Source organism: Streptomyces avidinii, from assembly GCF_014650695.1.
Taxonomy (GTDB): domain Bacteria; phylum Actinomycetota; class Actinomycetes; order Streptomycetales; family Streptomycetaceae; genus Streptomyces; species Streptomyces avidinii.
On record NZ_BMVL01000012.1, the window covers coordinates 1 to 20,703 of the forward strand.

Below are 20,703 nucleotides of genomic sequence, written 5' to 3' on the forward strand. Positions count from 1 at the left end.
GACCGTCCCGCCCCGGAAATCCGAAGACTGCCGGGAAACCCCCAAAGGAACGGGCCGGACCAAGTCTTTGGGGACGGGGTGGTCGGAGATGCCCGAGCGGGCCAGGGGTGGGGTGACCGAGAGACGGGCCCACCCCGGGGCGGCCCTCCGGGGCGGTGGGCGCACCGAATCGCTACGCGCTCCTCATCTCTCAGCGTCTGCGATCCGTCTTGGGCCGGACATAGGCCGCCCACGGGCCTCGGTTCGACGCTCGACATGCGTCCGACGACCGTCCGGGGCCGGACATAGGCCGCCCACGGGCCTCGGATGCTTCTCATGGACGGCGTCCGGCCCCTCGCGGGGGTGGAAAGGCGCCGGACAGCGGCTATGTCGTCGTGGGGACGGGTCAGCGCACGTAGGCGCCTCAAAAGGCCGGCCATTCGCCCCAATTACCCCTGTCTGGACCCCTGCTCATGGACTCAGTCCCTCGCCGCCCCGGATCCACGACGACATGGCCGAGGAATCAGCCGTCAGTCCCTCTCAACGGCCCCGGCCGGTCGTCGGACGCGTGAAGGGGAAGCGGCAACGGGTCGTGGGCGGCCTATGCCCAACCCCAGACGGTCGTCGGACGCTGAGAGATGAGGAGCGCGTAGCGATTGGATGCGCTTCCCCCGACCCGGCAGGCCGCTCCCGATGGGCCCGGCCTCGGAAGCGCGCCCACCCCGGCCGGGTCGCGGATCTCTGATGTCCCCGTCCATGAAAGGAAGGCCCGGCCCGTTCCTTTGGGGGTTTCCCGGCAGTCTTCGGATTTCCGGGGCGGGACGGTCGGTCAAGGGTGGCCGAAGGCCATCGCGCAGCGACGCGACGACGAAGGAGGAGCGCCCTTGAGGGACCGGCCCGACACGGAGAGACGATGAGACTGACGGGAAACCCCCATACGCGACTCTGACCACCGCCCCCGCGGCTCCCGCCCACCGCAGCCACCCCAGACGGCACCGACCCCGCCCGCCCAGCCCCAGCCGCAAACCCCGCCCCCGCCCCCGGCGACACCTCGAACGGATAGGCGCACCCCGGCGGCGATTACCCGGGCCTTCGGTTCCGCGTTGGCCGGGTATGACCATGCTTCAGTCTTCAACGGGCCGAAGGCGTCGCCCGGTGCCGCCGGGTTTCGAAGAATCGGTTCAGCGTCCGCGCGAGCAACCGCAACAACCGCAGCAACCACAACCAGCGCCGGATCCGCCGATCTACCGGGATCTACTGGCGCGGTGGGCCGACGCCGGCCGGACTCTGCCCGGCCGGCGTGATCCGGAGTGGTCGCGGCTCACGTCCTCCCCGGTCTGGCCCACCACGAGCAGCGGGCTGTACTGACCGCGGTCAGCGCGTCTCCGGGCCCGCCAGGTGGCGGGCGATGACCATGCGCTGGATCTGGTTGGTGCCCTCCACGATCTGGAGCACCTTCGCCTCGCGCATCAGCCGCTCGACAGGGAAGTCCGCCGTGTAGCCGTATCCGCCGAGGACCTGCACCGCGTCCGTGGTGACGGACATCGCGGCGTCCGTGCAGAACAGCTTGGCCATGGCCGCCTGGCGGGAGAACGGCTTGCCCGCGTCGCGCAGCCGCGCCGCCGCGAGGTACAGCGCCCGGCCCGCCTCGATCTTGGTGGCCATGTCGGCCAGCATGAAGCGGAGCCCCTGGAAGTCCGCGATCGGGTGCCCGAACTGCTTGCGGTCCAGTGCGTACGTCAGTGCCTCGTCCAGCGCGGCCTGGGCCACGCCGATGGCGCAGGCGGCAATGCCCAGGCGCCCCGCGTCGAGCGCGGCCAGGGCGATGGTGAAGCCCTGCCCCTCCTCGCCGATGCGGCGGGCGTCGGGGATCCGTACGCCGTCGAAGTGCAGCTGGGCGGTGGGCGAGCCCTTCATGCCCATCTTCTTCTCGGGTACGGCCGCGGTCAGGCCCTCGGCGTCCCCGGGGACCAGGAAGGCCGTGATGCCCTTGGGGCCCTGGGCGCCGGTGCGCGCCAGGACGGTGTAGAAGTCGGCGACCCCGCCGTGGGTGATCCAGGCCTTGGTGCCGGTGATGATCCAGTCGTCGCCGTCGCGCACCGCCTTGGTGGTGAGGGAGGCGGCGTCGGAGCCGGCGGCCGGCTCGGAGAGGCAGTAGGCGCCCAGCAGGCCCCCGCCGAGCATCTCGGGGAGGTGGGCGCTCTGCTGCTCCTTGGTGCCGTAGCCGGCGAGTCCGTGGCAGGCCAGGGAGTGCACGCTGACGCCGAGCCCGACGGTGAGGCGGGCCGCGGCCAGCTCTTCGAGGACCTGGAGGTAGACCTCGTACGGCTGCTCGCCGCCGCCGAATTCCCCGGGGTACGGAAGGCCGAGCAGGCCGGCCTCGGAGAGCAGGGTGAAGACCTCCCGCGGGAACCGGCCGGAGTCCTCCTCCTCGGCTGCCCTGGGGCGGATCTCCCGCTGCGCGATCTCGCGTACGAGGGCGAGGAGGTCCCGGGACTCCTCGGTGGGCAGCTGTCGGTCCACCGGCTGCGGGGCGCGGTCTGTCATGGCGGCGCTCTCCTCCCTGGTCGGGCACGGCGGCGGCGCGTGGGTGTGGGACGCGTCGCCGGGTCTCGGTAATCCCACAGCCGATGCTGCCCTCCCGGATCACGGAAGGGGCTGTTCAGTGGCTGCGGCGGCTTGAGTATGCCCGATCAGGGGCTTCCCGTCACCGGTACAAGATCACCGCGCTGATCGGACGGCTCCTCGGAAGCGGGAGGTGCCGGACACTCCGGGACGAACTCCTCGATCACCGTCAGTGTGGCACGCAGCTGGCGCACCAGTAGGGCTCCGAGCCGGGCACGGTCGGGTTGGTCCGGGTCACCCAGTGCGCCGATCCAGTCCAGCGTGGCCCCTTCGACCCCGGAGAGCCAGCCCACGAGGGCGAGCCGGGCGATCGGGGGGAGTGCGCGGCGCCCGTACGCGCCGTCGGCGATGGTGGCGACGAGCTCCTCGCGGACGGAGTCACGGATGGCGAGCACCTCGGCGTCGGATCCGACGCCGCCCGTGACGATGGTGCGGTAGGCGGCGCGGTGGTGCTCGGCGTAGTACAGGTAGCCGTCGATGGTGCGGCGGACGCGCTCCACGCCCGGGAGCTCGGTGTCGCCGCCGGCGCGGGCGACGAGTTCGGCGACGGAGTCCTCGACGATGGCGAGGTAGTAGCCGCGCTTGCTGGTGAAGTAGTAGTAGATCAGCCCCTTGGCGACGCCTGCCTGTTTGGCGATGTCGTCCATGGAGAGCGCGTCGTACGAGGTGTCGGCGAACAACTTGCGCCCGGTGGCTATGAGTTCGGTCCTGCGCACCTGGGATCGCCGGGTCGTTCCGCGCTGTTGACTATTATTCAAATTCAGCCCTGGTCTCGAACTGCCACAGAATGCCCGCAGTATGGCAGACCCGGCTTCGCGCTCCCGGGGTGAGCGCTCAGCAGGTGCCGGTGACCTCGGAGGTGATCGTCACCGACGGACTGCGGGCGGCAGCCCCGTGATCCGGGACGCCCGGGAGGGGCTCAGAGCCAGCCGATCTGGGTGACGAACATGGCGACGACGACCACCAGGGTCCAGCCGAGCACGTGCTCCAGCCAGGAGGAGTCGTCCTTGGGACCTCCGGTACGGACGAGGTTCCGGGGGGCGGCGGTGGGGGCGGCGCTGTCGGCAGTCATGGCGTCCAATGTGCCAGCGTTCGCGGCTTTCACGGTAGATACGCCATGGGTGGCATGCGTCACGCAAACTCCGACAGACGCCGACAGTGGCACGCAGAGGCATGCAGAGACGGGCAAGGAGGACAGCCGCGGGGCAGCCGACCATGCGGCCAGGACGGCAGACGGCCGGGCCCCGGCCTGCTCGGTCGGGACCCGGCACGCTCACACATCCGGCTTCCGGCGCCTCGCTCCGGCGCTTCCTCCGGCGCCCCGGTCAGACGCGGGACTCGCGGTTGCGGCCGGCCATCGCCGCCATCGCGAGGCCGAGGCACAGGGCGACGCCTCCGGCGATCACATTGCTGACCACCGTTCGCGTCGTGTCCATCTCACCGGCGATGACCCACGGAGCGATGATCGTCCACGCGCCGAGGGCGACCGCCGTCCACGCCATCGCGTGGGTGCGCTCGTATGCGGAACCCAGACCGCTCATGCACAGGCAGAAGGCCAGGCCGGCGATCAGGTTGTTGATGGCCAGCGGGGTGAGGCCGCTGAATCCTGCGATCCACGGCGAGGCGGCCAGGTACAGACCCGTGATCAGGGCCAGTGCTTCGACAGCCTGCGCGCGGGGGGTGCTGGTCACCCGCTCGAACCGGGTACGCATCTCGGCGAGGTCGGGGTGCTGCTCGATGCTGGGATGGGTGGTCATGGCTGGCCGCCTCCTACTGAGAAGCCTTTATGTGCCATTTACCCCACTATGTTCCGCTTACCCGCGCCGCTGGTCAACGGAAAAATTCGCGGCTCCTCACAGCACCCCCACCGCGCGCAGCGCGCGGACCTGCGCCCGCTTCGGGAGAGCCGGGGCATAGAGGTAACAGATGCCCCCGGAGCCCGAGGTGACCTTGCCGGAGACGCCCGTGCGCTTGGTGCGCAGCCAGATGTTCTCCCACTCGGCGCGGCGGTAGACGCGGCGCACCGACGGGTTGTCGGGCGAGTTGGGGTCGTTGGCGATCACGTCCCCGGCAGCGGTGAAGCCGATGACGGTCATCAGGTGGCCGGCTGTCCCGTAGCCCGCGCCCGTGAGCTCGTCCGGGCGGAACGACTGGGAGGTGATGACCGGGATGCCGGCCCGAACGAGGGTCTCCAGGTCGGCCAGGGAGGTGAGGCGGGTGACGACTCCGGCGAGCCCGCGGTAGGTGGCGGCGTAGGCCGCGTTGAAGGGCCAGTTCCCGCAGCCCTTGTAGGCGGCGTCGTAGGTGGAGCGGGCCGCGTGGCAGATCTGCGGGTCGGCGTACCTCGGATTGACCCAGGTCAGGGTGGAGGGGGCGGCCCTGCCGCCCCAGTACTCGATGATCATCTGGGAGGAGGTGGGGCTGCACCAGGCCTCGCCGCCGTTGTCGTACTCGGGGTACTGGCCGGCGTGGACCTCCTGCGAGTACCGCGGGACCTTCAGCTCGTGGGCGCTGCGGGCGGAGGGGGCGGAGGGGGTGACGGTGAAGCGGTCCGGCACGTCGGAGACCATGGCGCCCGCGAGCCATACGGTGGGTCCGCGCTCGGCGCCCGGCCGCCGGTGGAGGGTGAGGCGGAGCTGCCAGGCCGCCATCCGCAGGCCGGCGGCCGCGGCCGGGCCGTCGAGGGCCAGGGTGTCGGTCCAGACCGTGGACCTTCCGTCGGTCTGGCCGTCCACCGAGGTACGGCGGATGTCGTCGTCGCCCGAGGCCCAGCGGCCCATGACGTACCAGGGGGTGGGGGTGCCGTCGGTGTAGGTGCCGCGCAGTTCGATCTGGATCCAGGTTCCGGCCGGGGTACGGGCGTTCCACGAGGTGATGGCCTCGGCGGCGGGCACGGTGGAGCGGTGTACCGGGGAGGTCCAGGTGGCGTACTCCCAGGTGGCCTTGCGCCCTGTGTGCGGGTCGGCGTACTCGGTGCGGCCGACGGCCGCCGCGATCTCCAGGCCGGGGCGGGAGCCGCCGACGGCGGTGGTGCCCCGGTGGGTGCCGGCGAGCCAGTGGGCGTAGGAGTACCAGAAGCGGTTGTCGACGGTGGGGCCCGGCAGCCGCGGGGCCGCGGGGGTCGCAGGGGTCGCAGGGGTCGCAGGGGTCGCCGCGGAGGCGCTGCCCCCCGGGACGGTGGCGGCGGTGGCCGCGGCGGCGACCGCCAGTGCGGCGACGAGTACGGCCCTGCGCGGCGTGGGTTCGGTCATCGCGTGTTCCCCCAGGGTGGGTCGGCGTTCCGGCGGCACTTCGGCGGCTCGTGGGTGGCGCGTGGCTGGCACGTGGGTGGCATCACCCTTCCAGTTCCCGGCGTCGGCAGCCCGAAGCCACGGCTCGTGTCGGGCTTGTCTAGGCTGGTCGGGTGGAGCCACAGCAGTCACTTGAGTCACTCGCACGGGAGCTCGCGGCCGCGGCGCCCTCGCTCGGCCCGGTGCGCGTGATCGGCATCGACGGGCACGCGGGATCGGGGAAGAGCACCTTCGCGGGGCGGCTCGCCGAGCTGCTGGGGGCGCCCGTGCTGCACCTGGACGACGTGGCCAGCCATGCGGAGCTGTTCGGCTGGGAGGAGCGGCTGCGCGCGCAGGTGCTGGAGCCGCTCGCCGCCGGACGGCCCGCGCGCTGGGCCCCGTACGACTGGGTGGAGCGCCGCTTCGGGCCGGAGCGGGTGCTGGAGCCGGTGCCGGTACTGCTGGTCGAGGGGGTCGGAGCAGGGCGGAGGGCGTTGCGCCCGCGTCTGGCGCGGCTCCTGTGGATGGAGATGCCGCGCGAGGAGTCCTGGCAGCGAGGGCGAAACCGGGACGGGCGTGAACTTTCCGACTTCTGGGACGGATGGGAGCGCGCGGAGCGCGCGCACTTCTCCAACGACCCTTCGCGCCCCTTCGCCGACACCCTGGTACGCCAGAGCGGTACGGGATACGAGTGGACTTCCGGGACTCGAGCGACGGCGGGAAACGCCACTTCCGTCACCGGGCGTGACGACCTCCCCCGGGCCTGAACGGCCCCGGATTTCAGCACCGCCGGGCCCGCGCCGACCCGCTTGACCCGGGGTCCGCACCGGCCTTACGTTCTCAATGCGAGGCCTTCACAGGCCGGCGCGCACACGAAGCCCCCGATTGTTCCCCCGTGATCGGGGGCTTCGTTCTGCCCGCGGCCCCCTCCCGGGCGGTCCCGCACGGGCCGATCCCGCCCCGATCATTCACCCTGAGTCACCGGATGCCCGAGGGGCGCACGCCGGAACCGGGCCCGTCGCGCCCTACGTAAGGTGCGTGACCGCGGGTACGATGCAGCCCTGATTTCATCGGCGCAGTGGGCAACTCATGTGCTCGTCACAGGGGTTGCCGCGCACCACGGGGGCAGGCTTGTGGGGGACGTGATGGATTTCGGCACGCCGGGCAGCATGCACGCCCCGGCCGAACTCGCCTGGCTGCGCGGGGTCGACGCCTGCACGATGGGCGCCTATCCGCAGGCCGAGGAGGAGTTCCGGGCGGCCGTACGACTCGATCCCTCCATGGCCGACGCCTGGCTCGGCCTGCACGCGCTCCGGGTCGACACCGGCAACGCGTTACTTCGGATGTACGCCCACCGGGACCGGTTCGGCGAGCAGCGCGCCCGGCATCGGCGGACGCTGAACTCCTGGTACTGGCTGGGCTGGTGGGTGCAACCCGTGCTGGAGAGCCGACGGGACCTGCTCCTCGCCCATGCCTCGCACTGGCTGGACGGCCGCCACGTGCCGGAGCTGGACCAGGCTCTGGCCGCGCTGCCACCGGTGGACGCCGACGCGCAGGTGCGGTTCCTGCACGCCTGCCGCGCCTATCTGGTCAAGGACTGGGAGCAGTTGGTCCGGCACACCGAGCCGCTGGTGCACGATCCGCTGCTGGGCATCGAGGCCGGGCTGTTCGGCGGGATGGCGCGGGTCCGGCTGGAGATGTACGGACAGGCGGAGCCGATGCTGGCGGCGGCGCTGATGCGTTGCCGCAGCGAGCAGCCCCAGCGCAAGGAACTGCGGTACTGGCTGGCGCGGGCGCGGGAGGGCACCGGGCGCACGGCGGCGGCGCTGCCGCTGTACCGGGCGGTGCACCGGGTGGATCCCTCCTTCATGGACACCGCGGCCCGGCTGACGGCCATCGAGGACGGCGACGACACGGACGGCGTGGCCGATCTGGCGGGCCTGGCGGGATACACCGGGTACGGGGGCTACGCCGGGCACGGCCCGTCCCCGGCCGGCGGGGACTTCGCGGCGGTCGCGCTGGGCGGCGGGCCCGTCCAGGACATCGCGGCGGACGGCCAGGTCGAACCGGATCCGCTGGCTCCGCCCACTCCCCCGACGGGGCGGGTGGAGGGGGCGCGGCGCAAGGCGCCCGTCCCGCCGCAGGGCACGCCCGAGGGGCTGCCGGCCGGGCCGGCGGACCCGGCGGCGCTCGCCGAGGCCCTGGCGGAGCTGGAGCGGATGGTGGGCCTGGAGCCGGTCAAGCGGCAGGTGAAGGCGCTCTCCGCGCAGCTGCACATGGCGCGGCTGAGAGCGGGTCAGGGCCTCCCGGTGCAGCCGCCGAAGCGGCACTTCGTGTTCTCCGGCCCCTCCGGTACGGGCAAGACGACCGTCGCCAGGATCCTGGGCCGGGTCTTCTACGCACTGGGCCTGCTCGGCGGTGACCATCTGGTGGAGGCGCAGCGGGCCGACCTGGTGGGCGAGTTCCTCGGGCAGACCGCGGTGAAGGCGAACGAGCTGATCGATTCGGCGATCGGCGGGGTGCTGTTCGTCGACGAGGCGTACTCGCTGTCGAACTCGGGCTACAGCAAGGGCGACGCGTACGGGGACGAGGCCCTGCAGGTGCTGCTGAAGCGGGCCGAGGACAACCGCGACCACCTGGTGGTGATCCTGGCGGGCTACCCGGCCGGGATGGACCGGCTGCTCGCCGCCAATCCGGGACTGTCCTCGCGCTTCACCACCCGGGTGGACTTCCCCAGCTACCGGCCGCTGGAACTGACCGCGATCGGCGGAGTGCTGGCGGACGCGAACGGGGACCACTGGGACGAGGAGGCGCTGGAGGAGCTGCACAGCATCAGCGGGCACGTGGTGGAGCAGGGCTGGATCGACGAGCTCGGCAACGGCCGGTTCCTGCGGACCCTGTACGAGAAGAGCTGCGCGTACCGGGACCTGCGGCTGGCGGGCTTCGCGGGTGAGCCGTCGCGGGACGACCTGGCCACGCTCCGGCTGCCGGACCTGATGCAGGCGTACGGGGAGGTCCTGTCGGGCCGCGGCCCCCAGGAAAGGCCGGATCCCCCGGCGTTGTAGGCGTCGGCGGGGCTGGTGGATCCAGCCCCGCCGTCGTTCGGGGGCGCGGGGTCTACATGCGGCCGGCCGGGACCCGGTGGGACGGGTCGCGGACCTCGCCGACCAGCATTTCCAGGACGTCCTCCAGGGCGACCAGGCCCAGGACCCGGCCGGTCTGGTCCGCGACCTGCGCGAGGTGGGTGGCGTCCCGGCGCATGACGCCGAGGGCGTCGTCCAGCGGGACGGTGGCGCACAGCGTGGTCATCCGGCGCCAGACCCGCTGGGGCACGGCCCGCTCCCGGTTCTCCAGGTCCAGTACGTCCTTGACGTGCAGGTAGCCCATGAAGGCACCGCTCTCCGCGCGGACGGGGAAGCGGGAGTACCCGGTGCGCACGGTGAGCTGCTCGATCTGGCGCGGGGTCACCTCCGGGCCGACCGTGACCAGCCGGTCCGGGCCGAGGAGGACGTCGGTGACGGGGCGGCTGCCCAGTTCCAGTGCGTCCTCCAGCCGCTCCTGCTCGACCGGCTCCAGGAGTCCGGCCTGCCGGGAGTCCTTGAGGAGCCGGCCCAGCTGCGCGGAGGTGTAGACGGCCTCGACCTCGTCCTTGGGCTCCACCTTGAAGAGCTTCAGGACGAGCTTGGCGCAGGCGCCGAGCGCGGTGGTGACCGGCCCGCACAGGCGGGCGAAGGCGACCAGGCCGGGGCTGAACCACAGGGCGGTCTTCTCGGGGGCGGCCATGGCCAGGTTCTTCGGCACCATCTCGCCGATCACCAGGTGCAGGAAGACCACGGCGCTGAGCGCGAACGCGTAGCCGAGGGGGTGGATCAGGCCCTGCGGTACGTGGACGGCGTGGAAGAGGGGCTCCAGCAGCCGGGCCACGGTGGGCTCGGCGACCGCGCCGAGGGTGAGCGAGCAGATGGTGATGCCGAACTGCGCCGCGGCCATCATGCGGGGCAGGTTCTCCAGGCCGTGGAGCACCTGGCGGGCCCTCTTGGACTCGGCCGCGAGGGGCTCGATCTGGCTGCGCCGTACGGAGACGAGTGCGAACTCCGCGCCGACGAAGAAGCCGTTGGCGAGGACCAGCAGCAGGGCGAAGAGGAGCTGGAGCGCGTTCATCGGGCGGCGCCTTCCAGCTCGGCCCGCTCGGGTTCGAACGCGGTCGCGCCGTCGGCCGCGGAGGCCGGCCGGTACGTACCGGCCGCGGGTACCGCCGCCAGCCGGACCAGCCGGACGCGTTCGGCGCGGTTGCGGCCGACGCGGCGGACGGACAGCTTCCAGCCGGGGAGCTCGGCTCGGTCCCCGGGGGCGGGGATCCGGCCGAGGAGGTCGGCGACGAGCCCGGCGACGGTCTCGTACGGCCCCTCGGGCACTTCGAGGCCTATCCGGCGCAGGGTCTGCACCCGGCAGCTGCCGTCGGCCTCCCAGGAGGGGCGGCCGTCCTCCGCCGGTACGGCGGCCAGTTCGGGGCCGTCGTCCTCGGCGAAGTCGTGCTCGTCGCGGACCTCGCCGACGAGTTCCTCCACGATGTCCTCCAGCGTGACGACGCCGGCGGTGCCGCCGTACTCGTCGACGACGACGGCCATCGGCTGCTCGCTGCGCAGCCGCTCCAGCAGCGGCTGCACCGGCAGGGAGCCGGGCACCAGCAGCGGGGCGACGCAGATCCGGCTCACGCTCGTGCGGTCGCGCTCGGACTCGGGCACGGCGAGGGCGTCCTTGAGGTGGACCACGCCGGTGACCTCGTCGATGCGGTCGCGGTAGACCGGGAACCGGGACAGGCCCGTGGCGCGGGTCAGGTTGAGCACGTCGGCCGCGGTGGCCGTGTGCATCAGGGCGCTGACCTTCACCCGGGGGGTCATGACGTGCTGGGCCGTGAGCTCGCCCAGCGAGAGGGTCCGTACGAAGAGGTCGGCGGTGTCCTGTTCCAGGGCGCCGGCCTGGGCCGAATGGCGGACCAGGGAGAGCAGTTCGCCGGGGGTCCGGGCGGAGGCCATCTCCTCGGTCGGTTCCACGCCGAGGAGGCGCACGAGGCGGTTGGCCACGGCGTTGAGACCGGCGATCACCGGCCGGAAGGCCCGGGAGAAGGCGTGCTGGGGGCCGGCGACGAAGCGGGCCACCTGGAGCGGCCGGGAGACCGCCCAGTTCTTCGGGACGAGCTCGCCGACGACCATCTGGACGGCGGAGGCGAGCAGCATGCCGATGACGACGGCGACGCCGGAGACGGCTCCCCGGGGGAGGCCGGTCGCGGCGAGCGGCCCGGCCAGCAGTGCGGCGAGGGCGGGCTCGGCGAGCATGCCGACCACGAGGGAGGTGATGGTGATGCCGAGCTGGGTGCCGGAGAGCTGGAAGGACAGCTCCCTCAGGGCCTTGACCACCGTGCGGGCACGGCGGTCACCGTCGGCTGCGGCGCGTTCGGCCTCGGCCCGCTCCACGGTGACGAGGCCGAATTCGGCCGCCACGAAGAAACCGTTGGCGAGGATGAGGGCGAAGGCCGCCGCGAGCAGAAGTAGCGGGATGGTCATGCCGCCGCCTCCGGGGGGAGGGCGGCGCGGGTACTACCGGACGATCCGTCCATTGCTGGAGGGAGTCACTCCTCAAGTCGAAGGTGCCCACGGGCCACGAGGTCCCGGGGCCGGTGGGAGGGCGCACAGCTGCGCCCCGCCACCAGGGTAGTCATTGAGATCCCGGCCGCAACGGTACGCAGCCGGGAGGATGGGCCGACTCAGTGGTCGTTCGGGCCCGTTCCGCGCGCCTCGGCCAGTGCGCGCAGGGCGCGTGCGTCGCCGATCGCCTGCTGCTTGGCGACGCCGGGCTGGATGCCGAGGGCGGGCAGGCTGGTGCCGTCGCTGAGGTCGAGGAAGACCCACGGGTCGCCGGGGCGGAGGTTGACCCGCAGGATCTGGGCCCACTCCAGGCGCCGGGTGGTGGTCAGGTTGACGACGGTGACGCCGGCCTCGTCCGCGACCACCTTGGGGCGGCTGAGCAGGACGAGTACGGAGCTCAGCAGGACGGCGGTGAAGACGAAGCTGATCCGCTCGCCGGGGCTGAGGTTCTCCAGCAGCAGGGCGATCGCCGTGATGGTGGTGAACATGGCGAGGCCGACGCCCAGCAGGACGACCCGGGTGCGGGTCGGCCGGAAGGTGACCGGCAGGGCGGGCGTGACGGGCTGGGCGGCGGACTCGGCCATGGTGCGTTGCCTTCTGGAGGTGACGTGCGGGTCGGGCGGTCGGCGTGCCGGTGTGCGGCGCGCCGGGCACCCGCCAGGGGGTGCCGGGGGCCCGCTAGAGGCGGCAGGCGTGGATCGAGGTGGTGAGGATCGCGCGCGCGCCGAGCTCGTACAGGTCGTCCATGATCCGCTGGGCCTCCTTGGCGGGGACCATCGCGCGGACGGCGACCCAGCCCTCGTTGTGCAGCGGGGAGACGGTCGGCGACTCGAGGCCGGGGGTGAGGGCGACCGCGCGCTCCAGGTGCTCGGCGCGGCAGTCGTAGTCCATCATCACGTAGCTGCGGGCCACCAGGACGCCCTGCAGGCGGCGCAGGAACTGCTGGGCGCGCGGGTCCTCGGGGTCGGAGGCGTTGCTGCGGATGACGACGGCTTCGGAGGTCATGATCGGCTCGCCGATGATCTCCAGACCGGCGTTGCGCAGGCTGGTGCCGGTCTCGACGACGTCCGCGATGATCTGCGCCACGCCGAGCTGGATGGCGGTCTCGACCGCGCCGTCGAGGTGGACGACGGAGGCGTCGATGCCCTGCTCGGCGAGGTGCTTGGCGACGATTCCCTCGTACGAGGTCGCGATCGTCATGCCGGTGAAGTCCTCGGGGCCCTTCGCCGTGCCGGGCTTGGTGGCGTAGCGGAAGGTGGAGCGCCCGAAGTTCAGCGGGAGGATCTCCTCGGCGCTGGCGCCGGAGTCGAGCAGCAGGTCGCGGCCGGTGATGCCGATGTCGAGCTTGCCCGAGGAGACGTAGATCGCGATGTCCTTGGGGCGGAGGTAGAAGAACTCCACCTCGTTCTCGGGGTCGACGACCACGAGCTCCTTGGACTCCTTGCGCATCCGGTAGCCGGCCTCATGGAGCATCGCCGACGCCGGTCCGGAGAGTGAACCCTTGTTGGGGACGGCGATGCGCAGCATGGGGCTTCCTTTGGGGCGTGGATATACGGGATTGCGGGCGGGTGTGCGTGCCTGGCTCAGAGGTGCGCGTAGACGTCGTCGAGGGAGATCCCGCGCGCCACCATCATCACCTGGACGTGGTAGAGCAGCTGGGAGATCTCCTCGGCGGCGGCTTCCTTGCCCTCGTACTCGGCGGCCATCCAGACCTCGGCGGCCTCCTCGACGACCTTCTTGCCGATGGCATGGACGCCCTTGCCGACGAGCTCGGCGGTGCGGGACGTGCTGGGGTCGCCGTTGGCCTTGGCCTGGAGCTCGGTGAAGAGCTCTTCGAAGGTTTTGGAGGATTCGTTCGCCATGATGGTCCTCAGAATACGGGGTTCCCCTACGCCACTCAGCGCCAGGGTTCGCTAACGGTGCGCAGGGTCATGGCGGTGGAGACGGCGGCGGTGACCGCTTCGTGCCCCTTGTCCTCGTTCGACCCTTCGAGGCCGGCGCGGTCCAGCGCCTGCTCGTCGTTGTCGCAGGTCAGTACTCCGAAGCCGACGGGGACTCCGGTGTCGATCGACACCTGTACCAGGCCCTGGGTGACGCCCTGGCAGACGTAGTCGAAGTGCGGGGTGCCGCCGCGGATGACCACTCCGAGGGCGACGATGGCATCGTAACCGCGACCGGCCAGTACCTTCGCCACGACCGGGAGCTCGAAGCTGCCGGGGACCCGGAGCAGGGTGGGCTCGTCGATGCCCAGCTCGTGCAGGGCCCGCAGGGCTCCGTCGACCAGTCCGTCCATGACCTTCTCGTGCCACTGGGCCGCGATCACGGCGACTCGGAGGTCTCCGCAGTTCTTCACGCTCAGTTCGGGTGCGCCCTTGCCGCTCACAGCTCTGCTCCTCGGTGGTTCGTGTCGGTGGATGGCCGGTGGTGGAAACCGGTCGGTGGAGACCGGTGGTGGAAATACGTACGGGTGGTGGTGCGTGCCTACTGGTTGCCGCAGGCGGAGGTGGTGACGGGTCCGTCCAGCCAGGGCAGGTCGTGGCCCATCCGGTCCCGCTTGGTGCGCAGGTACCGCAGGTTGTGCTCGCCGGCCTCCATCGGCATCGGCTCGCGGCTGGTGACCGTGATGCCGTGCCGGACGAGGGCTTCGGACTTCTCGGGGTTGTTGGTCATCAGGCGGACGCCGTGCACGCCGAGGTCGGCGAGGATCTGGGCGCCGGCTCCGTAGTCGCGGGCGTCGGCGGGCAGGCCGAGTTCCAGGTTGGCGTCGAGGGTGTCGCGGCCGCGCTCCTGGAGTTCGTACGCGCGCAGCTTGGACAGGAGCCCGATGCCTCGGCCCTCGTGACCGCGCAGGTAGACGACGATGCCGCGGCCCTCGGCCTTGATGCGTTCCATGGAGGCGTGCAGCTGGGGGCCGCAGTCGCAGCGCTGGGAGGCGAAGATGTCGCCGGTCAGGCACTCGGAGTGCATCCGGACGAGGATGTCGGAGCCGTCGCCGATCTCGCCGTGGACGAGGGCGACGTGCTCGACTCCGTCGACGGTGGAGCGGTAGCCGTACGCCGTGAACTCGCCGAAGGCGGTCGGCAGGCTGACCTCGGCCTCGCGGCGCACGGTGGGCTCGGCGGAGCGGCGGTAGGCGATCAGGTCCTCGATGGAGATGATCGTCAGGCCGTGCTTGCGGGCGAAGGGGATCAGCTCGGGCAGCCGCAGCATGACGCCGTCCTCGCCGGCGATCTCCACGATGGCACCGGCCGGGCGCAGGCCCGCGAGGCGGGCCAGGTCGACGGCGGCCTCGGTGTGGCCGTTGCGGACCAGGACGCCGCCGGGCTTGGCGCGCAGCGGGAAGACGTGACCTGGGCGGACGAAGTCGGCGGGCCCGGAGACTCCGTCGGCGAGGAGGCGCAGGGTGGTGGCGCGGTCGGCGGCCGAGATTCCGGTGGAGACGCCGTGGGCGGCGCTCGCGTCGACGGAGACGGTGAAGGCGGTCTTCATCGACTCGGTGTTGTTCTGGACCATCTGGGGGAGTTCGAGCCGGTCCAGCTCGGCGCCCTCCATGGGGGCGCAGATCAGGCCGCGGCACTCGCTCATCATGAACGCGATGATCTCGGGGGTGGCCTTCTCGGCGGCGATGACGAGGTCGCCCTCGTTCTCGCGGTCCTCGTCGTCGACGACGACGACGGGGCGGCCCGCCGCGATGTCGCGGATGGCCTGCTCGACGGGGTCGAGGCGGAAGGTCTCTTCGGGGATGTCGGGCACGGGCTTGAGGCTGGTCATGCCGTTGCTCCTTCCAGGGCCGGGGCGGGGGTGGTGCGGGAGCGCTGGTACCAGTCGTAGGCGCCCCACAGCACGAGGGCGAAGTAGACGACGTAGACGAGGCCGGAGAAGGCCAGTCCGTTGTTGAAGGCGAGGGGCACGCCGACCAGGTCGACGAGGAGCCAGGCGAACCAGAACTCGACGAGGCCGCGGGCCTGGGCGACCATCGCGACGATGGTGCCGACGAAGATGTACGCGTCGGCCCACGGGCTCCACGAGAGGTTCGGGAAGAGCGTGAAGAGGCCGCCGACGGCGAGGGTGCCGAGCGCCGCGCCGGCCAGGAGCAGACCGCGTTCCTTCCAGGTGGCGGTGCGCACGGCGATGGAGCCGTCCTGGGCCTTCTGACGCCCGAGCTGCCAGGCGCGCCAGCCCCAGACGGCCACGCCGATGACGAGGAGCTGCTTGCCGACGCCGCCGGCGAGGTGCGCGGAGGCGTAGGCGGCGATGAGGATCAGGCCGGAGAGGAGCTGGGCGGGCCAGGTCCATATGGAGCGGCGCCAGCCGAGGGCGAGCGCGGCGAGGCCCATCAGGTTGCCGATCATGTCGGACCAGATGACCTTCTGGCCGAAGACCGTGAAGGCCTCCGCGTTGAGCCAGGTCAGGGCGTTCACCGGGCTTCTCCCGTCGCGTGCAGCGGGTTCACGCCGGCGGCCAGGAGGCGCTCGACGTACTTCGCGAGGACGTCGACCTCCAGGTTGACGGGGTCGCCGCTCTGCTTGTGGCCGAGGGTGGTCAGCGCGAGGGTGGTGGGGATGAGGCTGATGGTGAACCAATCGGCGGCGGCCTCGACCACGGTGAGGCTGACGCCGTCGACCGTGATGGAGCCCTTCTCGACCACGTAGCGGGAGAGGTTCGCGGGGAGGGCGACCTTGACGATCTCCCAGTGCTCGGAGGGGGTCCGGGAGAGGATCTCGCCGGTGCCGTCCACGTGTCCCTGGACCAGGTGGCCGCCGAGCCGTCCGCCGAGGGCCATCGGGCGCTCCAGGTTGACCCGGGAGCCCTTGGTGAGGGCGCCGAGGCTGGAGCGGTTCAGGGTCTCCTGCATGACGTCCGCGGTGAACTCGCCGTCCGCGGTCTCCACGACGGTCAGGCAGACGCCGTTGACCGCGATGGAGTCGCCGTGCTTGGCGCCCTCGGTGACGAGGGGGCCGCGGAGCCGGAAGCGGGAGGCTTCCTGGAGCTGCTCGACAGCGGTGACCTCACCCAGTTCTTCGACGATTCCGGTGAACACTCAGTGCTCCTTGGTGGCGGGGGTGACGGGGACGGGGACTGCGGTGATGCGGAGATCGGGGCCGATGCGGACGGCCTCGGTGATGTCGAGGCGCAACGCACCGGAGATGTTCTTGATTCCGGCGTCGGCGAGGGCCGCGGGGCCCGCTCCGAGCAGGGCCGGCGCGAGGTAGCCGGTGACGCGGTCGACGGCGCCACCCTCCAGGAAGGCGCCGGCCAGCGTTGGCCCACCCTCCAGCAGGACGGAGCGCACACCGCGCAGGAACAGGCCGGCGAGGAGGTCCTGGACGCCGATGCGGCCGTCGTGAAGGGGCAGCCGGAGCAGTTCGACGCCGGTCAGGTGCCGGGTGTCGGCGTCCTCGCCGACGACGAGCAGGGTGGGCGCGGCGTCGTCGAGGATGCGGGCGGTGGGCAGGATCGCGGCGCGGGTGTCGAGGGCGATCCGCAGGGGTTGCGCGGCGCCTTCGACACCGCGCACCGCGAGGTGCGGGTCGTCGGCGCGCAGGGTGCCGCCGCCCACGAGGACGGCGTCGCTCTCGGCCCGCAGTCGGTGGACGTCGGCGCGGGATTCGGCGGAGGTGATCCAGCGGCTGCTGCCGTCCGCGGCGGCGCTGCGGCCGTCGAGGGTGGCCGCGTACTTCCAGGTGACGTGCGGCCGGCCGAGGCGTACGGAGGTCAGCCAGGCGGCGTTGCCCGCCTCGGCCTCGTCCGCGAGGAGTCCGGACGCGGTCTCGATCCCGGCCGCGCGCAGGGTGGTGGCGCCGCCGCTGGCCTGCGGGTTCGGGTCGGAGACGGCGTAGATCACGCGGGCGATCCCGGCGTCGGCGAGGGCGCGGGCGCAGGGCCCCGTACGGCCGGTGTGGTTACAGGGTTCGAGGGTGACGTAGGCGGTGCCGCCGCGGGCCGCCGGGCCTGCCGTGCGCAGGGCGTGGACCTCGGCGTGCGGGCCGCCGGCCCGCTCGTGCCAGCCCTCGCCGACGATGGCGCCCGAGGCGTCGGTGATGACGCAGCCGACGACGGGGTTGGGACTGGTGGAGCCGAGTCCGCGGGCGGCGAGCTCGATGGCCCGTCGCATGGCACGGGTGTCCGCGTCGGGTGCTGCGTGCGCGGCGTGTGTCGCCACCGGGTCCTCCTGCCTCATCGGGCACGGACTCCGGGGCCTGTCGGGATACGACAGATGAAGCGGTACAGCACACGGGAACGCCGAGGCCGGAAAAACGGTTCGACCCGGCATATCCGCAGGGATATGCCGACGAACCGCCGACGGCGGCGTACCGGTGACTGGCCCGCCGCGCACTGCCTCCCATCCGGACTTTAACCGTCGGTCCAGGAATCTCACCTGGTCAACCGGCCGCTGGCTGCGGACGGGTCGCGGACTATAACCGCCGGTTCGGAATTGCACCGACCCCGGAGTGCGCTGCTACTGGTACTCCAGCCAGTCTGCCACGCGCGATCGCCCACCATGCGGGCGATGTGGTGTGGCCTGGCTCACAGCGAGTCGCCACCCGTGCGGACTTTGTCAAGTGGGACGGGGTTGGTCCAGACCTATTGACGGGGTGGTCTAGTCCTCTTAACGTTCCCTTCATCTTCCCGGGAACAGCCCGTCAGATGTGCGCACGTCACGGGCCAACACGCTTGTGCACCACCCCTGTTGCTTCATGTTGTGTCCACTTGTGTCCTGCATCCTCCCCTCCCCAGGAGGCACAATGCTGTCCCCCACACGTACGAGAGCGATGCTCCTGGCATCCGGCGCCGCAATCGCCGGACTCCTGGTGGGCGGGCTCTCGGCGGGCGTCTCGCACGCGGCCGACAACGAGAGCTGTCGCCCCGACGGGCTCTACAGGACCGCCGGCGTCGACGTCCCGTACTGCTCGGTCTACGACTCCGAAGGCCGCGAGAAGATGGGCGCCGACCACCAGCGCCGCGTCATCGGCTACTTCACCGGCTGGCGCACAGGCAAGGACGGCGCTCCCGCCTACCTCGCCAACAACATCCCGTGGTCCAAGGTCACCCACCTGAACTACGCCTTCGCCCACGTGGGCGCCGACAACAAGATCTCCGTCGGCTCGGACAGCGTGAACAACGCCGCCACCGGAATGACCTGGCCCGGCGTCGCGGGCGCCGAGATGGACCCGGCCCTCCCCTACAAGGGCCACTTCAACCAGCTGACGAAGTTCAAGAAGCAGTACCCGAACGTCAAGACGCTGATATCGGTCGGCGGCTGGGCGGAGACCGGCGGCTACTTCGGCGACGACGGCAACCGGGTCGCCTCCGGCGGCTTCTACTCGATGGCCACGAACGCCGACGGCTCGGTCAACCAGGCCGGCATCGACACCTTCGCCGACTCCTCCGTCGAGTTCATCCGCACGTACGGGTTCAACGGCGTCGACATCGACTACGAGTACCCGACCACCATGAAGGACGCCGGCAACCCGCTGGACTGGCAGCTGGCCAACGCCCGCCGCGCCGGTCTGGTCCAGGGCTACGCGGCCCTGATGAAGTCGCTGCGCGAGAAGCTCGACCGCGCGGGCGCCGCCGACGGCAAGCACTACCTGCTCTCCGTCGCCGCCCCCTCCTCCGGATACCTGCTGCGCGGCATGGAGACCTTCCAGGTCCAGAAGTACCTGGACTACGTCAACATCATGTCCTACGACCTGCACGGCGCCTGGAACGAGTACGTCGGGCCCAACGCCTCGCTCTTCGACGACGGCAAGGACGGCGAACTCGCCGCCGCCGGCGTCTACTCCACCTCGCAGTACGGCGGCATCGGCTACCTCAACACCGACTGGGCCTACCACTACTTCCGCGGCTCGATGCCGGGCGGCCGCATCAACATAGGTCTGCCCTACTACACCCGCGGCTTCAAGAACGTGCAGGGCGGCACCGACGGCCTGTGGGGCAAGGCTCCCGCGACCACCTGCCCGGCCGGCGCGGGCCTGACCAAGTGCGGCGACGGCGCGGTCGGCATCGACAACCTGTGGCACGACAAGGACACCAACGGGGTCGAGTCCCCGGCGGGCTCCAACCCGATGTGGCACGCCAAGAACCTGGAGAAGGGCGTCGTCGGCGACTACGTCACCACGTACGGCTTCCCGGGGAACACCGCGCTGACCGGCACCTACGTCCGCAAGTACGACTCCACCCTGGTGGCGCCGTGGCTGTGGAACGCGCAGAAGAAGGTCTTCCTCTCGACGGAGGACGAGCAGTCGGTGGCCGCCAAGGCCGACTACGTGGTCGACAGGGGCATCGGCGGCACGATGGTCTGGGAGCTCGCGGGCGACTACGCGTACAACGCCGCCAAGGGCCAGTACGAGATGGGCGACACGCTCACCGACACGATGTACCAGAAGTTCAAGTCGGCCTCCCCCTACGGGGCGAAGAAGGCGGGCGCCACCGCCCTGCCGACCCAGGCCGTTGACATCAGGACGGAGTTCACCGAGTTCAAGCTGGGCGACTCCAACTACCCGCTCACCCCGAAGCTGAAGATCACCAACAACACGAACGCCACGCTGCCCGGCGGCACCGAGTTCCGGTTCGACTACGGCACCTCGGCCCCGAACAACGCCTCCGACCAGTCCGGCTTCGGCACCACGGTGATCAGCAGCGGCCACACCGGCAACAACGTCGGCGGCCTGAAGGGCGACTTCCAGCGGGTCTCCCTGAAGCTCCCGGCCTGGCAGACCCTGGCCCCGGGCGCCTCCGTCGACCTGGCGTTCAACTACTACCTGCCGGTGTCCACCCCGTCGAACTGGACGGTGAACATCTCCGGCACCACCTACGCCCTCGCCGGGGACCTGGCGCGCGGCACGACGCTGGTGCAGCCCGGCTCCACCCAGCCGCCCACCACTCCCCCGACGACTCCTCCGACCACCCCGCCGACCACTCCCCCCACGACCCCGCCGACCACGCCTCCGGGCGGGACCTGCACCAACCCGGCGTACGTGGCGGGCACGGTCTACAACAGCGGCAACCTCGTCTCCCACAAGGGCCGCAACTGGAAGGCCCAGTGGTGGACGCAGAACGAGGAGCCCGGCACCACGGGTGAATGGGGTGTCTGGAAGGACCAGGGCGCCTGCTGACCTTCATGATGCATGAGTGAACGTGAGGACCCGGTGGCCCGGCGGCCACCGGGTCCTCGCACGTTC

At 71.4% G+C, this 20,703-nt stretch carries 18 protein-coding genes and 1 riboswitch; of the genes, 3 read left to right on the forward strand and 15 right to left on the reverse strand.

Annotated features, from left to right (window positions below; genetic code table 11):
* Window positions 1–1,353: 1,353 nt before the first annotated feature.
* The 5 genes from IE257_RS27340 to IE257_RS27360 form a co-directional block, all read right to left on the reverse strand.
* Window positions 1,354–2,526: an acyl-CoA dehydrogenase gene (locus IE257_RS27340; protein WP_189972570.1), complete on the reverse strand. Its 1,173-nt coding sequence runs from the start codon at window positions 2,524–2,526 to the stop codon at window positions 1,354–1,356.
* A gap of 146 nt (window positions 2,527–2,672) precedes the next feature.
* Window positions 2,673–3,362 (reverse strand): TetR/AcrR family transcriptional regulator, encoded by a 690-nt coding sequence (locus tag IE257_RS27345; protein WP_189972571.1) that lies wholly within the window; start codon window positions 3,360–3,362, stop codon window positions 2,673–2,675.
* 161 nt (window positions 3,363–3,523) lie between these two features.
* Window positions 3,524–3,676, reverse strand: coding sequence for an SCO1431 family membrane protein (locus IE257_RS27350; RefSeq protein WP_106977581.1), 153 nt, complete (start codon window positions 3,674–3,676; stop codon window positions 3,524–3,526).
* Window positions 3,677–3,929: 253 nt separating this feature from the next.
* Window positions 3,930–4,361 carry an SPW repeat protein gene (locus tag IE257_RS27355; RefSeq protein WP_189972572.1) on the reverse strand — a complete coding sequence of 144 codons (432 nt, stop codon included), beginning with the start codon at window positions 4,359–4,361 and terminating at the stop codon, window positions 3,930–3,932.
* A gap of 96 nt (window positions 4,362–4,457) precedes the next feature.
* Window positions 4,458–5,855 (reverse strand): C39 family peptidase, encoded by a 1,398-nt coding sequence (locus tag IE257_RS27360; RefSeq protein WP_189972573.1) that lies wholly within the window; start codon window positions 5,853–5,855, stop codon window positions 4,458–4,460.
* Window positions 5,856–6,007: 152 nt separating this feature from the next.
* Between IE257_RS27360 and IE257_RS27365 the strand changes: the two genes are divergently transcribed.
* Window positions 6,008–6,640 carry a uridine kinase family protein gene (locus tag IE257_RS27365; protein WP_189972574.1) on the forward strand — a complete coding sequence of 211 codons (633 nt, stop codon included), beginning with the start codon at window positions 6,008–6,010 and terminating at the stop codon, window positions 6,638–6,640.
* Window positions 6,641–7,018: 378 nt separating this feature from the next.
* On the forward strand, window positions 7,019–8,938 hold the full coding sequence (locus IE257_RS27370; protein WP_189972575.1) for an AAA family ATPase: 1,920 nt from the start codon (window positions 7,019–7,021) through the stop codon (window positions 8,936–8,938).
* 52 nt (window positions 8,939–8,990) lie between these two features.
* Here the strand turns inward: IE257_RS27370 and IE257_RS27375 are convergent, their stop codons facing one another.
* From IE257_RS27375 to ribD, 10 genes are all read right to left on the reverse strand, one after another.
* Window positions 8,991–10,034: a hemolysin family protein gene (locus tag IE257_RS27375; protein ID WP_189972576.1), complete on the reverse strand. Its 1,044-nt coding sequence runs from the start codon at window positions 10,032–10,034 to the stop codon at window positions 8,991–8,993.
* Complete coding sequence (locus IE257_RS27380) at window positions 10,031–11,437, reverse strand: hemolysin family protein (RefSeq protein WP_189972577.1); 1,407 nt, start codon at window positions 11,435–11,437, stop codon at window positions 10,031–10,033. Before IE257_RS27380 ends, IE257_RS27375 begins: the two co-directional genes overlap by 4 nt.
* Window positions 11,438–11,637: 200 nt before the next feature.
* Window positions 11,638–12,102 carry a PH domain-containing protein gene (locus IE257_RS27385; RefSeq protein ID WP_189972578.1) on the reverse strand — a complete coding sequence of 155 codons (465 nt, stop codon included), beginning with the start codon at window positions 12,100–12,102 and terminating at the stop codon, window positions 11,638–11,640.
* Window positions 12,103–12,196: 94 nt separating this feature from the next.
* The gene (gene hisG / locus IE257_RS27390; protein WP_030388523.1) at window positions 12,197–13,045 is read right to left on the reverse strand and encodes an ATP phosphoribosyltransferase; all 849 of its coding nucleotides are present in this window, start codon (window positions 13,043–13,045) and stop codon (window positions 12,197–12,199) included.
* Between the two features lie 56 nt (window positions 13,046–13,101).
* A complete protein-coding gene (locus tag IE257_RS27395; protein ID WP_052875834.1) occupies window positions 13,102–13,380 on the reverse strand; it encodes a phosphoribosyl-ATP diphosphatase in 279 nt (92 codons plus the stop codon).
* Window positions 13,381–13,415: 35 nt separating this feature from the next.
* The gene (gene ribH, locus IE257_RS27400) at window positions 13,416–13,901 is read right to left on the reverse strand and encodes a 6,7-dimethyl-8-ribityllumazine synthase (protein ID WP_007262951.1); all 486 of its coding nucleotides are present in this window, start codon (window positions 13,899–13,901) and stop codon (window positions 13,416–13,418) included.
* A gap of 98 nt (window positions 13,902–13,999) precedes the next feature.
* A complete protein-coding gene (locus IE257_RS27405; RefSeq protein ID WP_189972579.1) occupies window positions 14,000–15,289 on the reverse strand; it encodes a bifunctional 3,4-dihydroxy-2-butanone-4-phosphate synthase/GTP cyclohydrolase II in 1,290 nt (429 codons plus the stop codon).
* On the reverse strand, window positions 15,286–15,939 hold the full coding sequence (locus IE257_RS27410) for a nicotinamide mononucleotide transporter family protein (RefSeq protein WP_030388520.1): 654 nt from the start codon (window positions 15,937–15,939) through the stop codon (window positions 15,286–15,288). The genes IE257_RS27405 and IE257_RS27410 overlap by 4 nt, the downstream gene beginning before the upstream one ends.
* Complete coding sequence (locus IE257_RS27415) at window positions 15,936–16,559, reverse strand: riboflavin synthase (protein ID WP_189972580.1); 624 nt, start codon at window positions 16,557–16,559, stop codon at window positions 15,936–15,938. Before IE257_RS27415 ends, IE257_RS27410 begins: the two co-directional genes overlap by 4 nt.
* Window positions 16,560–17,699: a bifunctional diaminohydroxyphosphoribosylaminopyrimidine deaminase/5-amino-6-(5-phosphoribosylamino)uracil reductase RibD gene (gene ribD, locus IE257_RS27420; protein WP_189972581.1), complete on the reverse strand. Its 1,140-nt coding sequence runs from the start codon at window positions 17,697–17,699 to the stop codon at window positions 16,560–16,562.
* 148 nt (window positions 17,700–17,847) lie between these two features.
* Window positions 17,848–17,978: riboswitch (FMN riboswitch) on the reverse strand.
* Window positions 17,979–18,264: 286 nt separating this feature from the next.
* On the opposite strand from ribD, the gene IE257_RS27425 reads away from it, so the two are divergent.
* Complete coding sequence (locus IE257_RS27425) at window positions 18,265–20,637, forward strand: chitinase C-terminal domain-containing protein (RefSeq protein WP_189972582.1); 2,373 nt, start codon at window positions 18,265–18,267, stop codon at window positions 20,635–20,637.
* Window positions 20,638–20,703: the final 66 nt, after the last annotated feature.